The organism is Photobacterium sp. DNB22_13_2, from assembly GCF_052873915.1.
Map to the genome: position 1 here is coordinate 126,197 of NZ_JBNNXU010000015.1, position 16,104 is coordinate 142,300.

Annotated in this window: 11 protein-coding genes; 3 read left to right on the forward strand and 8 right to left on the reverse strand. The window is 45.8% G+C overall.

Annotation, left to right across the window (positions count from 1 at the left end):
* Positions 1-57: 57 nt before the first annotated feature.
* The 4 genes from ACVA58_RS19730 to ylqF all read right to left on the reverse strand — a co-directional run bounded on the left by ACVA58_RS19730 (position 58) and on the right by ylqF (position 4,363).
* Positions 58-591 carry a protein disulfide oxidoreductase gene (locus ACVA58_RS19730; RefSeq protein ID WP_446512076.1) on the reverse strand — a complete coding sequence of 178 codons (534 nt, stop codon included), beginning with the start codon at positions 589-591 and terminating at the stop codon, positions 58-60.
* On the reverse strand, positions 591-2,693 hold the full coding sequence (locus ACVA58_RS19735; RefSeq protein WP_446512087.1) for a protein-disulfide reductase DsbD family protein: 2,103 nt from the start codon (positions 2,691-2,693) through the stop codon (positions 591-593). Before ACVA58_RS19735 ends, ACVA58_RS19730 begins: the two co-directional genes overlap by 1 nt.
* Before the next feature lie 72 nt (positions 2,694-2,765).
* Positions 2,766-3,152 carry a hypothetical protein gene (locus ACVA58_RS19740; RefSeq protein WP_446512077.1) on the reverse strand — a complete coding sequence of 129 codons (387 nt, stop codon included), beginning with the start codon at positions 3,150-3,152 and terminating at the stop codon, positions 2,766-2,768.
* A gap of 257 nt (positions 3,153-3,409) precedes the next feature.
* Complete coding sequence (gene ylqF / locus ACVA58_RS19745) at positions 3,410-4,363, reverse strand: ribosome biogenesis GTPase YlqF (RefSeq protein WP_446512078.1); 954 nt, start codon at positions 4,361-4,363, stop codon at positions 3,410-3,412.
* 328 nt (positions 4,364-4,691) lie between these two features.
* Here ylqF and ACVA58_RS19750 point away from each other — a divergent pair, with 328 nt between their 5' ends.
* The 3 genes from ACVA58_RS19750 to nifJ all read left to right on the forward strand — a co-directional run bounded on the left by ACVA58_RS19750 (position 4,692) and on the right by nifJ (position 11,048).
* Positions 4,692-5,174 carry a GNAT family N-acetyltransferase gene (locus ACVA58_RS19750; protein ID WP_446512079.1) on the forward strand — a complete coding sequence of 161 codons (483 nt, stop codon included), beginning with the start codon at positions 4,692-4,694 and terminating at the stop codon, positions 5,172-5,174.
* A gap of 628 nt (positions 5,175-5,802) precedes the next feature.
* Positions 5,803-7,452 (forward strand): NAD(P)-binding protein, encoded by a 1,650-nt coding sequence (locus ACVA58_RS19755; RefSeq protein WP_446512080.1) that lies wholly within the window; start codon positions 5,803-5,805, stop codon positions 7,450-7,452.
* Between the two features lie 11 nt (positions 7,453-7,463).
* Positions 7,464-11,048 carry a pyruvate:ferredoxin (flavodoxin) oxidoreductase gene (gene nifJ, locus ACVA58_RS19760; protein ID WP_446512081.1) on the forward strand — a complete coding sequence of 1,195 codons (3,585 nt, stop codon included), beginning with the start codon at positions 7,464-7,466 and terminating at the stop codon, positions 11,046-11,048.
* A 190-nt stretch (positions 11,049-11,238) separates the two neighbouring features.
* Here nifJ and ACVA58_RS19765 read toward each other — a convergent pair whose 3' ends face one another.
* The 4 genes from ACVA58_RS19765 to ACVA58_RS19780 form a co-directional block, all read right to left on the reverse strand.
* Positions 11,239-11,406 carry a hypothetical protein gene (locus ACVA58_RS19765; RefSeq protein WP_446512082.1) on the reverse strand — a complete coding sequence of 56 codons (168 nt, stop codon included), beginning with the start codon at positions 11,404-11,406 and terminating at the stop codon, positions 11,239-11,241.
* 147 nt (positions 11,407-11,553) lie between these two features.
* Positions 11,554-12,924 (reverse strand): FAD-binding oxidoreductase, encoded by a 1,371-nt coding sequence (locus tag ACVA58_RS19770; RefSeq protein WP_446512083.1) that lies wholly within the window; start codon positions 12,922-12,924, stop codon positions 11,554-11,556.
* Positions 12,925-13,071: 147 nt separating this feature from the next.
* A complete protein-coding gene (locus tag ACVA58_RS19775) occupies positions 13,072-15,723 on the reverse strand; it encodes a molybdopterin-dependent oxidoreductase (RefSeq protein WP_446512084.1) in 2,652 nt (883 codons plus the stop codon).
* Positions 15,724-15,939: 216 nt separating this feature from the next.
* Positions 15,940-16,104: IMP dehydrogenase (locus tag ACVA58_RS19780; RefSeq protein ID WP_446512088.1), on the reverse strand; the 165-nt coding region annotated here is incomplete at its 5' end.

The window sequence follows — 16,104 nt, forward strand, 5'->3', positions numbered from 1 at the left end:
CCTTTGATAAAATACAGCCCAGTCTTAGACTGGGCTGCTTGTTAGGTGAGGGGGGAGTCAGAGTGCCATTTGCATTCTGAGCCATAGACCCGGTGGTGTGCTAAAGCCTGTGGTCACTGACGATACCTGACCATCTTTGATGATGAAGATAGAAGGTACTGCTGAGACTCCCCATTCTTTCATTAGCGAACCATTACTGTCGTTGATGGTGGTAAAACCATAATCATGGTAGTCAAGGTAACCATTGACTCGACGGTTATCGCCAGAATTAACCGCAATTGACACTACATCGTAGTCTCCATCAAGCCAATTTATGGTTGGGCTTACGAAACGGCATACACTGCACCATGTACCCCAGAAGTACACTATCACGGATTTTTTATGACTGCGGGCAATCAGGTCGATCTTTTCCCCTTTGGTCGATTGTGCGACCAGAGCCGGGATAGTGCCTTGCGGCATACTTTGGCTACGCCATATATCAAGACCGGTTGTTACTGCGATCAAAACCAGCAGCATCAAGATAGCCTCTTTGAAAAAACGTGCAAACTTCGAGGGTTTGGTTTTGCCTTCAGTGGATGAATGTGAAGCCATTACTCAGCTCCTTTGCCACTTGCCGCTTCTAGTGCGTTGATAACATCGTTATTGGTTAGAATCACCGGGAGTGCGATTCCCATTGGTGCCTTAGGGCCATAGACAATGTTAAACGGAACGCCAAAGCGGCCATGGGCGCGTAGGAATCCAGTGACGTAGTCAGATGGCTTGGTCCAATCTCCTTTCATTAATACGATATTGTCTTGTTCAAGGGCTGAATAGACCGGGTCTTGTAGCAGGACACTGACTTTATTGACCTTACAAGTAATACACCAATCTGCTGTTACGTCGACAAAGACGGTTTTGCCTTGGCTAACTTGCTGCTGGATAGCTTCAATATTGAGCGGCTGCCAAGCATGATCTTGTGGTAGTGGTGTTGCCCAGTTATCGGCTGTCATGCTGCCAGCGATCAGCCCGCCACCCGTGCCGACGATGATGAATGCCATGGCTAGAATAACCGGTTTACGGCCTTTTACTTTACCCAAGCGCCATAGCAACACAACGACCAGCAATACGCCCACCAGTATAACGGCCGCTGTGGTAAAGAAGTTCGTCATCAAGCTTAGGAGCCACAGGCTGGTAGCCAACATCATCAAACCAAACAGGGTTTTGATCTTATCCATCCACATGCCAGGCTTTGGCAGTAGTCGGGCTAGTCGAGGGAAGAGGGCTATCACTAACCAAGGAGCGGCCATTCCGATTGCAAGCGCGGTAAAGATAGCGACCAAGGTGACCACGTCTGCACCCAGCGCGAAAGCAACGGCAGTACCGAGGAAAGGTGCACTGCATGGCGTGGCGAGTAGGGTTGCAAACATACCCTGAACAAAGTGGCCTACGTAGGAATCATCACCTTTTGTTGCCAGCCAAGTATTGGTGCCGCTTGATAGACGAATTTCGAACAAACCCAGCATATTAGCGGCAAACAGGGCAGTGATAACCACCATGGCACCGATAAAGTACGGACTTTGGAACTGAACTCCCCAGCCCAAAGCTTGGCCTGATAACTTGAGGACAATCAGGAAGCCTGCCAGCAGCCAGAATGAAGTGAGGATACCTGCCGCAGAGGATAGGAACTGCATGCGGATTTGACGCTTCTCAAGCCCTTCAGCAGCAATAACGCTGCTCAGTTTCATACCGAGAACAGGCAGTACACACGGCATAATATTGAGGATCAAGCCACCTAACAGGGCAATCCCGATGATCTCAAGCAGGTTGTTGCTACTGGCTGCCATAGTGACAGGGATATCATTGGCGATGCCTTGGGTTTCGACAGAGAAATCAGTATCGCTAATGGTGACATTTAGGGTTTCACCAAGCAGTTTGGGCTCGCCGAACCAACTGCTGACCTTCATCTGGGCTGTTAGGGTATTACCTTCAACCTGAACGGTTGGTTTTAGGAATGATGCGTCTTGAACATTTTGAGATTCGCCGTCGATAAACACGTCAGGTTGGTTCCAGCCAAGGGTATTGGTGGCAACAACTGACATCAGTTTTTTGTTTTTATCCCACGATAGTGCTTTGATCTCTACACTTGGTTGCACCTTGGGTACGCGACTCATTCCTTGGTTGTACAAGTGCATTGCTTGCTCAGATGAAGTGAGATCGGCGGGATTAAAATCCAGCGTGATCTCGTAATCAGTCAGCACACAAATATTGGTACAGGAAGACATGGTTAAGATACCTGATAGAAAAACAGGCTTGGACATATCTTCGACATGTAACGTCATCGGGAAGATGATGGTGTGCTTATAACCAAGCGTTTCGACGCCGAGAAACTCATAGCGCTTTGGCATCGGCCAATGCCAGTCGATATTTCCAAGGTTATTCGACAGTGACCAATCGATAGAGGGGGCCACACCACCTTCACCCGGACTACGCCAGTAGGTTTTCCAATCAGTGTCTAGTTTAACTTCTAATAGGGCTTCGACTGTCTTTGTTTCAGGGTTTTGTTCTCCTGTCAGCATATAACGAAGCTGGACTGGAGGGTGATCCGGATTTTGTAACCAACCGGTTGAATACTCAATAGCTGAAGCTGAGAATGAGAAAAGGCTACCCACCAAAACAATCAAAGAGGTGAGTAAGGAAAATCGTTTAATAATCATATTTTTCAATGTAATAACTCCAAGAATAACAAAAGCGATCTCAAGCAATGCATGAGCGTGGTTAGCTTTGTTTTATTCTCGGAACACGCACAACGTCAGGTGACGTCGCCGTGTGGGGGGAATAGGCTCTGTGAATATAGGGGTTGCTTGGGTGACAGCAGCATAGATCAGTAATGCCAGAACAACGGTAAACAAACTAACGATGGCATGTTCAACGGAGTGCTGATGCATTTGCAATAAGTGATCGGAAAGTGAGCATTTACTATGATCTGTCGAATCATTCACCTGCTTCGATGCTGACGTAGCGTCGACGGATTGGCTTACTTGGCTGGAAGTTTGAGCATTTACAGCGCACGCGGTCGTATAGCCGAAATTTTGCCCGGAACAGACAAAAATTACGACCAATACTAACAGCAAGGTATATTTGGCTGTTTGGCTTTGGTTTACCGCTTGGCTCATTAACGATCTCAGTAAGAAATTGATTCTATGGTCACTTTGCCACTTTGCCACTTTGGCAAAGAGGGAACTTACAATGTCATTCAGACCGTGAGAGGTCGGAAAAGTTTCACCGTAAATCGAATGATCGCTATTTTCTAACTTTTTGCTCTATACCGCAACCAGTGTGCGAGATGAGGGGGAGATACTGGTATAGCAGGAAAAGAAAAAGCCCTCATACGAATCCATCGATGAGGGCCTTGAAGCAGAAAGGCTATATATTAACGCTTGTTTTTCAGATAGCGCTTACGGCGTTCTTCTTTTTTCTTTGCTTTTTCTTCTGCTTTTTTCTCGGCTTCAATCTCTACGTTAATCAACTCCTGAGTGATCATTTCAGGACGTTCCATTGTGATTTGGCCGAGTGTGCCGTTACGCAGTTCATTGATTAGGATTTCAGAGGCTTTGTGAAGATCGACGCGTCCGCCAGATCTCAAACAGCCACGTTTACGGCCAATGGCTTCCATTAGCTCGATTTCACTATCAGAAACTTCGTCTTCATCAAGGTCATAACGTGCCTTGATCAGGTCAGGGTATGCTTTGATGAGGTATTCAATAGTGAAGAAGGCAACATCAATGTAGTCCATGGCGGTGTCTTTAACCGCGCCAGTTGCCGCCAGACGGAAACCACTGTGTGGGTTTTCAACTTTTGGCCACAGGATCCCCGGAGTGTCAGACAGCACTATACCATTTTGTAAGTTGATGCGCTGTTGCTGGCGGGTCACTGCTGGCTGATTACCTGTGATGGCAACGGTACGGCCAGCAAGGGCGTTGATGATGGTGGATTTACCCACATTCGGAATACCCATGATCATGGTACGAATGTTTTTGCCCATATCTTCACGGTGCGGTGCGAGTTTGCGGCAAAGCTCCATGATCTTGTGGACTTCGTTGACATTTTCAGTAGTGATAGCCAGTGCCTTAACACCTTGCTCTTTCTCTAGGTGATCAATCCATAGCTGTGTCATTTCAGGATCAGCAAGATCACGCTTGTTCAGAACCTTAACAACCGGCTTATTGTTTTTCTCGCGGAAGGTTTTAATCAGTGGATTTTCGCTACTGAATGGAATGCGGGCATCAAGTACTTCGATGATCACATCTACTTTCGGCAGGACTTCTTCAATTTCTTTGCGGGCCTTGTGCATGTGACCCGGGAACCACTGGATTGCGTTGCTCATTGATTGTTAACTCTTCATTGCTCGGTACATACTCTGTTGTGCTGAAGCACTAAAACATAGAGTACACCGAAATCAGTCATCCATTAATAAATAGGCAACGGTTTTCAGATTTTTAAGCCGTTGCGAGACATTTAGGACAACTCATTGATTGTCAGTTGCTGTGAAGTTTAACGTAACTGGCGGGATACATAAATGTTTTAGGACGTTGGTTGGGAATAAAGATGTTGGGTTGGAGCCTTAACTAAAGTCACCATCCATTACCATATTCATTACTCAATAAAAACATGCTAGAAGTAACTTAGCTCTTAGCACATCCAAGGAGGGACAAGTGATCAGACTAACTGCATTTACCGAAGCAGATTTTGATTTATTGATAAGCTGGGTACCAACAGCAGAATTCAATCATTTATGGGGTGGAAACAGGTTTATATTTCCACTTGATAAACCGCAACTCTTATCTCACCTGCAGTGTGACGAAGTAACTGCCATGATGTTGTGTGATGAAGGTGAACGAGTAGGGTATGTCGAGCTGTTTCGTGAGTCTGAAACGACGTATCGTGTATGTCGTGTTTTGATTGGTGAAGTGTCAGGCCGTGGTATGGGTTACGGAAAAAAGATGCTTGAGCTTGCAATTGATTTAGCATGGCAACACTTTGGAGCCGATCAGATAAAACTAACTGTTTTTGAGCACAATGAAAGAGCTCGCCTATGCTATGAATCCTTGGGGTTTGTTATTGATAAGCAAGAGCCTGGCTTTGAAGCTTCGAATGGACAAATATGGACTTCTATTTATATGAGTTTATCCAAGTGACGAGTTTACTGGTTGCAATACAGTGTTAGTCAATGTGACTTAGAGATATGTTACTACTTATAAACTAAGTATCTGATATTTATTGAGGTTAAATCATTTAATTATATTGTTTAAATTAATTATATTGTTGAGTGTGTTTTTGATTTAGAGCATATATTGAAGAAGTGGTCGAGATATGTTTTAAACAGTATGTTTATTCCCAGGATAAAATGTTCAGGTGTTTGCGACTATCGCTGTTATATATGTGGGTTTTAATATGTAATTTCCCTTTTTTATTTGTTAGTGATAGCCATTCTCAATGGTTTTTTACTGTAACATCATGAATATTAAAATTTATTTTTATTCTCTTGATATCTGATTGTTAAGTTAATGTTTAATTAACGTACTGGTAGATTATATTTAATTTTATCAATCTCACCTAAGTGATAGATTAAGTGTAATCGTCAATAAAAAATTGTTTATTGAAAGAAGCTGAACTTGTTTTAATAATAGCAAGTTGTCCACTATGAAATACCACCTACAGATTAAGTGTTTGTCACCTAAAGCTTTGAAGTTTTATTTGCTTGATTTTTTCGATCAAAGAAGAGGTGGTGAATATTTAAAGCCTGTAAGTGCATAAGGGTCAGATATGTCATCCAAGCAAGCTGTGAGAAACTCCTCTTTATTTAATTTAACAGGTACGGGGCCAAAGCAAAGCCATCGTCCGGTATATAAAGATTACTTACCGCCTTGTAATCAAGGTTGTCCAACAGGTAATGACATCCAAGGATTTTTGTCATTAGTAAGAGATAAGGAATTCAAGAAAGCTTGGCAGAAATTAGTGATTAACCAGCCAATGCCATCCATTCATGGCCGAGTGTGCTATCACCCCTGTGAATCAGCTTGTAACCGTGCAAGTGTGGACTCAGCCGTTTCTATTCAACAAGTAGAAAGAATGTTGGGTGATTTAGCCATCGATCAAAACTGGGCATACCCAACGGGAAGTAAAGAATCTGGCAAAAAAGTGCTGATTATCGGTGCGGGGCCGGCGGGTTTAGCAACTGCATACCATTTATGTCTTGCTGGTCACCAAGTGGAAATTCGTGATGCGAATGAAATCGCTGGCGGCATGATGAATTACGGCATTCCTGAGTATCGTTTACCACGCGATGTGCTTGCGCAAGAGGTTAGACGTATCGAGGAAATGGGGGTCAAAATCACTTTAAACCACAAAGTGGATGATGTGGTTGAAGAAAAAAAAGAGGGAGAGTTTGATGCTGTTTTCCTTGCCATTGGTGCGCAATTAGGCCGTCAAATTAATATTCCTATGGTCGATTGTGGTCCAATGATGGAAGCCGCTAATTATCTTCATGCGGTTGGTAATAATGAACCCGTAAAACTGGGTCGTCGGGTTGCTGTCCTCGGTGGTGGTAATACAGCAATGGATGCTGCGCGTGTTGCCAAGCGACTTGGTGCAGAAGAATCCATGGTTATCTTCTTCTCTGATCGCAACAACATGACTGCGCATGACTTTGAGGCGGAAGAAGCGGAAGCTGAAGGTGTCAAAATTCATTGGATGCGTAATCTAAAAGAAGTCCGTGGCACTGAGTTTAAGATGGAAATCATGGAGCTTGATGCTAATGGCGTGGCTCAGCCAACCGGTCAATTTGAGACACTCAGCGCCGATGCGATGGTGATGGCAATCGGTCAAGATATTGAGAGCCAACTGCTGGAAAACGTACCAAACGTTAAGACTAATTCTGATCATACCGTCAATGTGAATGAACATATGATGACTGGGTATGAAGGGATTTTTGCGGGTGGTGACATGGTGCCTTCAGATCGTTCAGTCACTATCTCTACCGGTCACGGTAAAAAAGCGGCACGTAATATCGATGCATGGTTACGTGGTGGGACATATATTTCAGATGAGAAGCACGATGTTGTGACGCATGAAATGTTGCAACTGTGGTACCAGGTCGATTCAGATCGTAATGAAATTCCTGAAGTTGAAGTTGCTGAACGAGTTAAAGACTTTACCGAAGTCGTTCAAGGCCTGACACAAGATCAAGCGGTTTACGAAGCTCAGCGTTGTTATAGCTGCGGTAACTGTTTTGAATGTGATGGCTGTTATGGTGCTTGCCCTGAAGATGCAATCATCAAGCTGGGTAAAGGTAACCGCTATAAATTCGATTATGACAAATGTACGGGTTGCCAAGCCTGTATGAATCAATGTCCTTGTCATGCAATTGATATGGAAGTTGTTGCTTGCGGCGTTACAGAATCAACAATTCGTTAAGGTGTATAAAGATGTCAGATAATTTTAAAACAATGGATGGCTGTACTGCTGTCACACATAACGCATACCGCACTAACGAAGTCGCTGCTATTTTCCCTATCACTCCATCATCACCGATGGCTGAATTATCGGATCAATATTCGGCAGAGAATATTAAAAATATTTGGGGTGATGTGCCTAATGTTATTGAAATGCAATCCGAAGGCGGGGCGGCGGGTGCTACGCATGGCTCATTGCAAACCGGTGCTCTAACAACAACCTTCACCGCTTCACAAGGTTTGATGTTAATGATCCCTAATATGTATAGGATTGCCGGTGAATTAACGCCAAGTGTCTTTCATATTGCGGCGCGTTCTCTGGCAACAAGTGCATTATCCATCTTCGGGGATCATCAAGATGTTATGGCTTGTAACCAAACAGGCTTCGCTATGTTGGCATCAAGCTCAGTTCAGCAATCGCACGATAATGCATTGATTGCTCAGGCGGCTACGCTAGAGTCTCGTATTCCCTTCATGCACTTCTTTGATGGCTTTCGAACATCACATGAAGTTAACAAGATCAATGTTGTATCTGACAACGTTATCCAAGACATGATAGATAACGAATTTGTTATTGCTCATCGCAAACGTGCATTATCGCCAGAAAACCCCATCATTCGTGGTACTGCACAAAACCCTGATATTTATTTCCAGGGGAGAGAAGCGGTTAACCCATATTACGAAGCGGTGCCCGGTATTGTAGAAAAAGCCATGAACAAGTTCGCGGCATTGACTGGCCGTCAGTACGAGCCATTCGGGTACCATGGTGATCCAGAGGCAACGACAGTCATGGTGATTATGGGATCTGGCGCAGAAACCGCCCGTGTCACGATTGATGATCTTAATGCTAAAGGCGCTAAGCTCGGCATGATTGAAGTACATCTTTACCGTCCGTTTGCGATGGATTACTTCATGAAGCAATTGCCCGTTACCTGTGAAAACATGATTGTCATGGATCGCTGTAAAACATCGGGTGCTGTTGCTGAGCCTTTGTATACCGATGTGATGAGTACTATCGTTCAACAAATCAGCATTGGTAATCTTGCAAAAATGCCGAAGCTGACAGGTGGCCGATACGGATTATCTTCTAAGCAGTTCACGCCTGCGATGGTTAAAGCTGCATTTGAAAATGCCACGGCAGAAACGCGAATAAGCCAATTTACCGTAGGAATTAACGATGATGTAAGCCGTACTAGCTTAACGATTGATCCTAACTACTTACTTGAGCCTGCAAATACCGTACGTGCTGTACTGTATGGATGGGGGTCAGACGGTACCGTTGGTGCGAGCAAAAGTACGATCAAGATCATTGGTGGTATCGACGGCAAATTCGTGCAGGGATATTACGATTACGATTCTAAAAAAGCAGGCTCTCGAACCGTATCACATCTACGGTTCGGTGATGCGCCCATTGAAGCACCATGGCTTATTGAATCAGCGTCATTTATTGGTATTAACCAATTTAACTTTTTGACCAAATTTGAATGTTTGGAGTGTGCAGAAGAGGGGGCCACTGTGCTCCTCAATGCTCCATATAGTGCCGTAGAAGTATGGAAACACTTACCTAAACACGTTCAGCAAACCATCATAGATAAGGAATTATCCTTGTTTGTATTGGACGCGTTTAAGGTTGCTTCTGAAGCTAAGATGGGCAAGCGCATAAACACTATTATGCAGACCGGCTTCTTTATGTTGGCAAACATTTTCGATCAAGATCGGGCGATTAAAGAAATTAAGCACTCGATTGACGTTGCCTACTCGCGTAAGGGTATGGATATTGTCGAGATGAACTGGAATGCTGTTGACCTAGCGGTATCGGCAACGAAAAAAGTGGTTATTCCTGAGTCAGCGACATCAGCCATCGGTATGCGTGAAACCATTGGTAAGGAACAGCCCGAGTTCCTGCAGAAAGTCACCAAGGAAGTCATGGCGATGCGCGGGGACTTGATACCCGTATCAGTGATTCCTGCAGACGGTACTTTCCCTGCTGGTACAACTGCCTTTGACAAACACCGTCAGGCTATCAGTGTACCAAGTTGGGATCCTGAGCTGTGTATTCAGTGTGGTAACTGTTCATTCATCTGCCCGCACGCCACCATTCGCGCCAAGTTGTACAACAAGTCTGAATTGGAAAATGCTCCTGAGAACTTCAAGCATGCCGATGTTGCCGCACGAGGCTTTCCTGATATGGCCTATACCATTCAGGTCTACGCAGAAGACTGTATGGGCTGTACGCTTTGTGTTGATGCATGCCCATCCCGCCACCCAACCCACCCAGAGCGTAAAGCGATTAACATGGTTGCAGCGGCACCACAGTGGGAAGAGCAAAAACCAAATGTAGATTTTTTCGATGCACTGCCTCAGCTTCCTCTAGAGCAGGTTGATTACTCAACGGTGAAAGGTGTGCAGTTCTTGCCACCTCACTTCCAGTTCCCAGCATCATGTGCCGGTTGTGGTGAGACTGCAGTCGTGAAAACGATTAGCCAACTGTTCGGTGAGCGCATGATGGTCGCCAACGCAACTGGCTGTTCATCAATTTATGGCGGTAATATGCCAACAACGCCATGGACCTCAGGTGAAAACGGCTTAGGGCCTGCGTGGTCGAACTCACTCTTCGAAGATAACGCAGAGTTTGGTTTGGGTTACCGTATTTCCGTTGACCATCAAATGCACCAAGCAACCCGATTGATGCTGGAAATGGAAGACGTCATTGGTAAAGAGCTTGTACAAGCGACGCTAACAGCGACGCAAGATACGGAAGTGGATTGTCGGATCCAGCGAAATCGTATTGATACCATTCGAGAGCGCATTAAAGGTCAGCCAAAGGCGGGCTTACTTGATGCTTCCATTGATTCTCTAATCAAGCGTTCCATCTGGATCATGGGTGGTGATGGTTGGGCGTATGATATCGACGCACACGGTCTCGATCATGCCATGGGTTCAGGCCGAAACATCAACATATTGGTAATGGATACCGAAGTGTATTCAAACACCGGGGGGCAGGCTTCTAAAGCAACCCCGCTAGCTGCAACGGCGAAATTCGCTGCAGGTGGTAAAGAAACGCACCGTAAAGAGCTCGCGCTTCAAGCCATTTCATACGGAAATGTGTACGTCGCGCAAATATGCTTGAACGCAAACCCCCAACAAGCCCTGCAAGCGCTGCGTGAAGCCGATGCTTATGATGGCCCATCATTGATTCTGTCGTACAGTCCATGTGTTGCTCATGGCTTTGATTTGTCTTTAGCACGACAACAAGCGAAGAAAGCTGTGGCGTCAGGCCACTGGAGATTGTTCCGCTATAACCCAGTGCTGCGTGAAGAGGGGATTAACCCATTCATGCTAGATCAGTTGCGGCCTTCTATTGCCAAAGAAGAGTTCATGAAAGGAGAAAACCGATTCAAGAACTTATACCGAACTAACCGTGAGCATGCGGATGAATTGTTTGAACGTTCACAAAATACAGCGCTGTCAAAGTGGGCAGTGTATGAAGCAATGGCAGAAAACAATCCTGCGCTGTTCATGCCAGAGCTGTATACAGTAACCGACAAGGACGCATAGCCTTTCAAGGTGTGCCTACCGGATAACACAAAGCGAGTGCTATAAATGGCACTCGCTTTATTGGATGGGGAGTAAATTGTATTAGGTCTAAACAAGTACAGGAAAAGGCACTAACCTTTTCAGGCACTTCAGATGGTTGTCTTTTGCTAAACCATCTCACACGTCGCTAAAAGTTGATTGAATGTAAAATTTATTGCGACGCCTGTGAGTTGCCATGTTTCTCAGGTTTATGCCAGCTATCGATTTCGCCGTTTTCTTGCATTTCATGCAAAGCATCAATGAGGTCTTTGTCTTGTTGTGCAAAGTAGAGATCTTCTTCGGCTTTACCTCGTAGCTTCATCTTTTGTGTGAAGTCCATATAGCTTCCCCTTCCAATGATGAATTCACTATAAGTGTAGTCATTGCTTCCAAGTACCTCGTTGTTAAGTAACAGAAGTTTGATCTAGGTCGAGTAAGTAACAAAGGTCACTTGAAGTGACCTTTTTTTGTTTACGGAGTGATGGCGTTAAGGCTTAATATTTTGATTATGGTGAAAGAGGTTATCAGGGTCATACTGGCGTTTAATTTTGACTAATCGTTGATAATTACTGTCATAGGCATCAGAAACGCGTCCGCCTTCTTCTTCCGTCATGAAGTTTACATAGGCACCCGCAGAGGCATAAGGCGTCGTGGCTTTGAAGAAGTCCCGAGCCCAATTGATAGAAGCTTCATCCTCAGCTGGTGTTTCCCATCGTGCATGGACATTGAGGACAAACTTGGCATCTCGGCTGCTGTAGGCCATTGCATCTGAGGCAACACTGTTGGCGGCTCCTGCGAGCTGGCCAATGAATATTTCACAGTGAGGAGAGGGGAGGTTGCCGGCATATTGGAGTAGCAATTCTAATGCGTCGTCATGTAGTTCAGTAAAATTGTGCGACTTCCAATAGTTACGCATGCCTTCGGTAAGTAGCGGATCAAAGGCTTGTTGCCACGCAGTATAAGGTTGTGCACCGATATGCTCGCCGTATGGGGTACCGAATTGGCGAAGTGGTTCGAGCAAAGCTTCCCCTTGTACCAAATCACCAACATAGAAAATCGCTAAAACAATGACCTCTTTACCGTGCACTTCTTCTGGCAGGAACGGCAGAGGTGGGGCTTGGCGCATCACAACCCAGACGTTGAGATCCTCAGGAGCCGTTTGGGTAAATTCACGGTATTGCTCTAATACCTGCTTAGCTTGGTCGAATGGAAAGACAATTAACCCCGCAAGCACTTCAGGTCCTACAGGATGGAGCTGAAATTCAAATTCGGTCACAATACCAAAATTACCGCCTCCACCGCGGATAGCCCAAAAGAGATCGCTATTTTCAGCTGCTGATGCAGTCAGTTGTTGACCATCAGCAGTAATGACTTGGGCAGAAACCAAATTGTCGATAGTCATACCGTATTTACGGGTCAGCCAACCGAAACCGCCGCCCAATGTCAGCCCTGAAATACCTGTGGTTGAATTGATACCGACAGGTGTCGCGAGGCCATGTTGCTGCGCAGCAGCATCAAAGTCAGCCAAGGTAGCCCCGGGTTGAACAAGCGCGCGCTTAGTTTGCGGGTTGACAGTAACCGCTTTCATTTCAGAAAGATCAATCATTAGCCCGTTATCGCATATCGCGTTACCGGCGATGTTATGCCCTGCGCCTCGGACAGTGATGTCAATATTTTTGTCTTTGGCGTAGTTTAGTGCGGTGAGTACATCAGCAGCACTGCTGCATTTGATGATAGCAGTAGGCCGCTTATCGATCATCGCATTCCATACTTGGCGAGCTCCATCATAATCACTGTCATCAGGTAATATGACGTGTCCCTGAATTTGGCTGGTAAGTGGTTCTCTGTGGGAGTTCATAATGTCAGCTTATATGGCGTAACCATATGTGGTGGGTCTAGACATTACTGTAGTCGCAGATGGTTATTTTTCCACTGCTCAAAAGTTTGAAAAAGGCCACACCGAGGTGCAGCCTAAGCTTATTCTGAGGCTTGTGTACGCTGGGGGTTACTCTGGAGTTGCATCTTTGGCGTTGTCATCGAGAAAGGCCATTACCGCTTTTCGCTCTGCGGGATTAAGCCCTGCTCGTGGGAACATACTTTTTGTAATGCCACGCCACTGTGCTTTGGTGTATTGGCGCGGATCTTTTGCAGAATGGCACAGGGTGCAGCGCTGATAGAACAATGCTTCTCCTGGGCTCAGTTCTGTTTGATGGGCAGCTCCATCAACGGCCAAGGTGATATCAGCATCCACAATGGATGATGTGTTTTTGTTGGTCAGTACTTGCGGTGGTTCAAATGCCAAGTTTTTAGATTCAGGATCGCGACAACGTTGAATGAACGCCAGGCAAGTATTGGCACTGTTGGCTTGGCTTAAACCACTGCATGCTTGGCTGGAGGTGATCACATTAATCGCGCCACTGTTACAGCGCCCCTGGCTATCAAATTGCAGCCACGCTCCTTCTTCCAAACTGATCACCCCTGGCATGATCTTGTCTGATACTTTCGCCCCTGCAATTACACGACCGCGTTCATTGAATATTTCGACTAATTGACCGCTACGGATCCCCCGATGTTCAGCATCTTGCTGGTTGATCAGGACATATTGACGCCCTTGTACATCTTCGTATTCACGGACTTTCGCGTTGGCCATTTGCGAGTGTACTCGCATGTACGGGTGCGGGCTGACAACATGCACTTGGTTGTTCTTCGCATTGCCCAAGTATTCAAACGGGGTTAAGAAGGTCGGCATCGGCGGACAATCTTTGACGTCAAAATTGGCAATGTCTTGGCAATAAAGCTCAATTTTCCCAGATGTGGTATGCAGTGGGAATTGATCGGGATCGCTATAAAAGTCACCGTGGCGTACCCATGTATTGGCACTTTCTGGAATGGCAACTAGGGCATGGCCTTGCTGCCAAAAATCCTCAAACGGCATAGTGGCCGAAGAAGTGTTATAGGCACGCTTTAATATTTCTGGGTAGGTAAGGCCGTCGGTGAATTTCTCTTCGACGCCGAATATTTCAGATAATCGACGGAAGATCTCATAATCATCCAAGCTCTCCCCGTAAGGCTGAATCACCTGGCGCATAGCGTAGATTTTATCATTGCTGTATGTACCGCCTGATGATAAATCGTTTCGCTCAAGCGTGCTGGTGGCCGGTAGAACAATGTCGGCGAAGCGTGAAGAAGCACACCACCAAGGGTCTTGGCAGATAAAGGTTTCTACTTGTTTATTGAGTGCCGCAATAAGTTCATTGGTATTCTGTTGGTGAGACAAGAGGTTATTACCTGCGTTATACACCAGCTTAACGTCAGGATAGGTATATTTGATACCATCACGGGTAAACGTTGTACCCGGATGATTTAGCATGTCGGAGATACGGGATGCTGGGCAGTTCGCGCTGACCGGATTTTTGCCTTGTGATAACCCTACAGGCATAGTGCCGCCGGATTGCGGCATACCGCCATTTCCGTAGTGCCAACTGAAGCCTACGCCTTCACCAGGCTTACCTATTTTACCGAGCATGGCTGCGAAGTTGATGATCGCCCAGTGGGTCATTTCGCCATGATCGGCCCGTTGTAGTGACCAGCCAGCGGCAAATTGAGTTTTATGGTGAGCGAATAGTTCCGCCATTTGGCTGATTTTTTCTGCTGGCATACCGGTGATGTCAGCTGCCCAATCTGGAGATTTTACGATACCGTCGTACGTACCGAGTAAATGGTCGATGAACTTATCAGCACCTACGGTATAACGGGCAAGGTACTCGGCGTCATGCAAGCCTTGGGTATAGGCATGGTATGCCATGGCGAGGAATAATGCGGTGTCGGTATTTGGAACGATCTTTACCCACTCGGCATTTAATTCGTCATCGGTGCGGGTACGTTGCGGATTAATCGAGATGAACTGCATACCATTATCAGCAAAGCGTTTCCAATGTGGATACATTTGATGGTCGGCAACCCGAAATTCGATACGGTTGTTTTTCCAAGGATCACAGCCGATCAAGACGAAAACTTCTGTGTGTTCTTCAATAATAGGCCAGGCGGTTTGTGGTGAATAAACCTCCATGTCGCCAATCACGTGTGGCAAAATGATTTGCGATGCGCCACCGGAATAATCACCTGTTGTGGTGCTTTGTCCACCAATCAAATTAAAGAAGCGTCCTTGTAACACCTGCGGTCGCATCAATCCGGCATGAGACCAACCGCCATAAGAGCTACTGAAAATGGCTTGGTTGCCATGAGTTTGTGCAGTGGTTTGGATAGCATCAGCTACCAAGGTGAGAGCGGTTTCCCAACTAACCCGCACAAAGGGCTCTTTACCGCGTAAATGAGGCTTAGTATCGCCTTTAGGATCGGCTAAATAGGACTGCCTGACCATGGGATACTGCACCCGTGTTTTGTCGTATACACGGCTGATAATGCCCTCGGTCAACATCTCTGTTGGCATGGCATCGAGTTCTTCTAAAGGCTGTACGCCGATAAGTACGCCGTCTTTGACAACGGCATTAAATGGCCCCCAATGGCTGGCATGGGGAATGATAACGGTACCTGCGTCATTGAAACGGGTTGAAGCATGAAAGACGGTTAAGCCGCCTGTCGCCGCAACAGCGGTGGCAATGGAGGCTTTGAGGAATGCGCGACGTGAAATAGCCATGATGATACCCGTTACCTTACTTATCCTGTAGTAAGGCGTTCGATATTAGAAAAAGAGAAGGGGGTAGTATAAAACACAAAGGTGTATTTAAAATACTAATTATGTGAAAGTTAGATTTTAATGATGATGATAAAAAAGGCCGCTATCAGCGGCCTTTGGGGATATTTAACTTAAATTTTTGTAAAGTAACTCAAGTTACTCTTTACGAATACTCAGTTATTCTTTACCAAATACGTTATTTTCTTGCTCTTGCACGCGGATAAACGTTGTACGCTTGGTCAGCTCTTTAAGCTGCGCTGCGCCTACGTAGGTACAAGTCGAACGTACGCCACCCATGATGTCCTGGATAGTGTTCTCAACAGGGCCACGGTATGGTAGTAG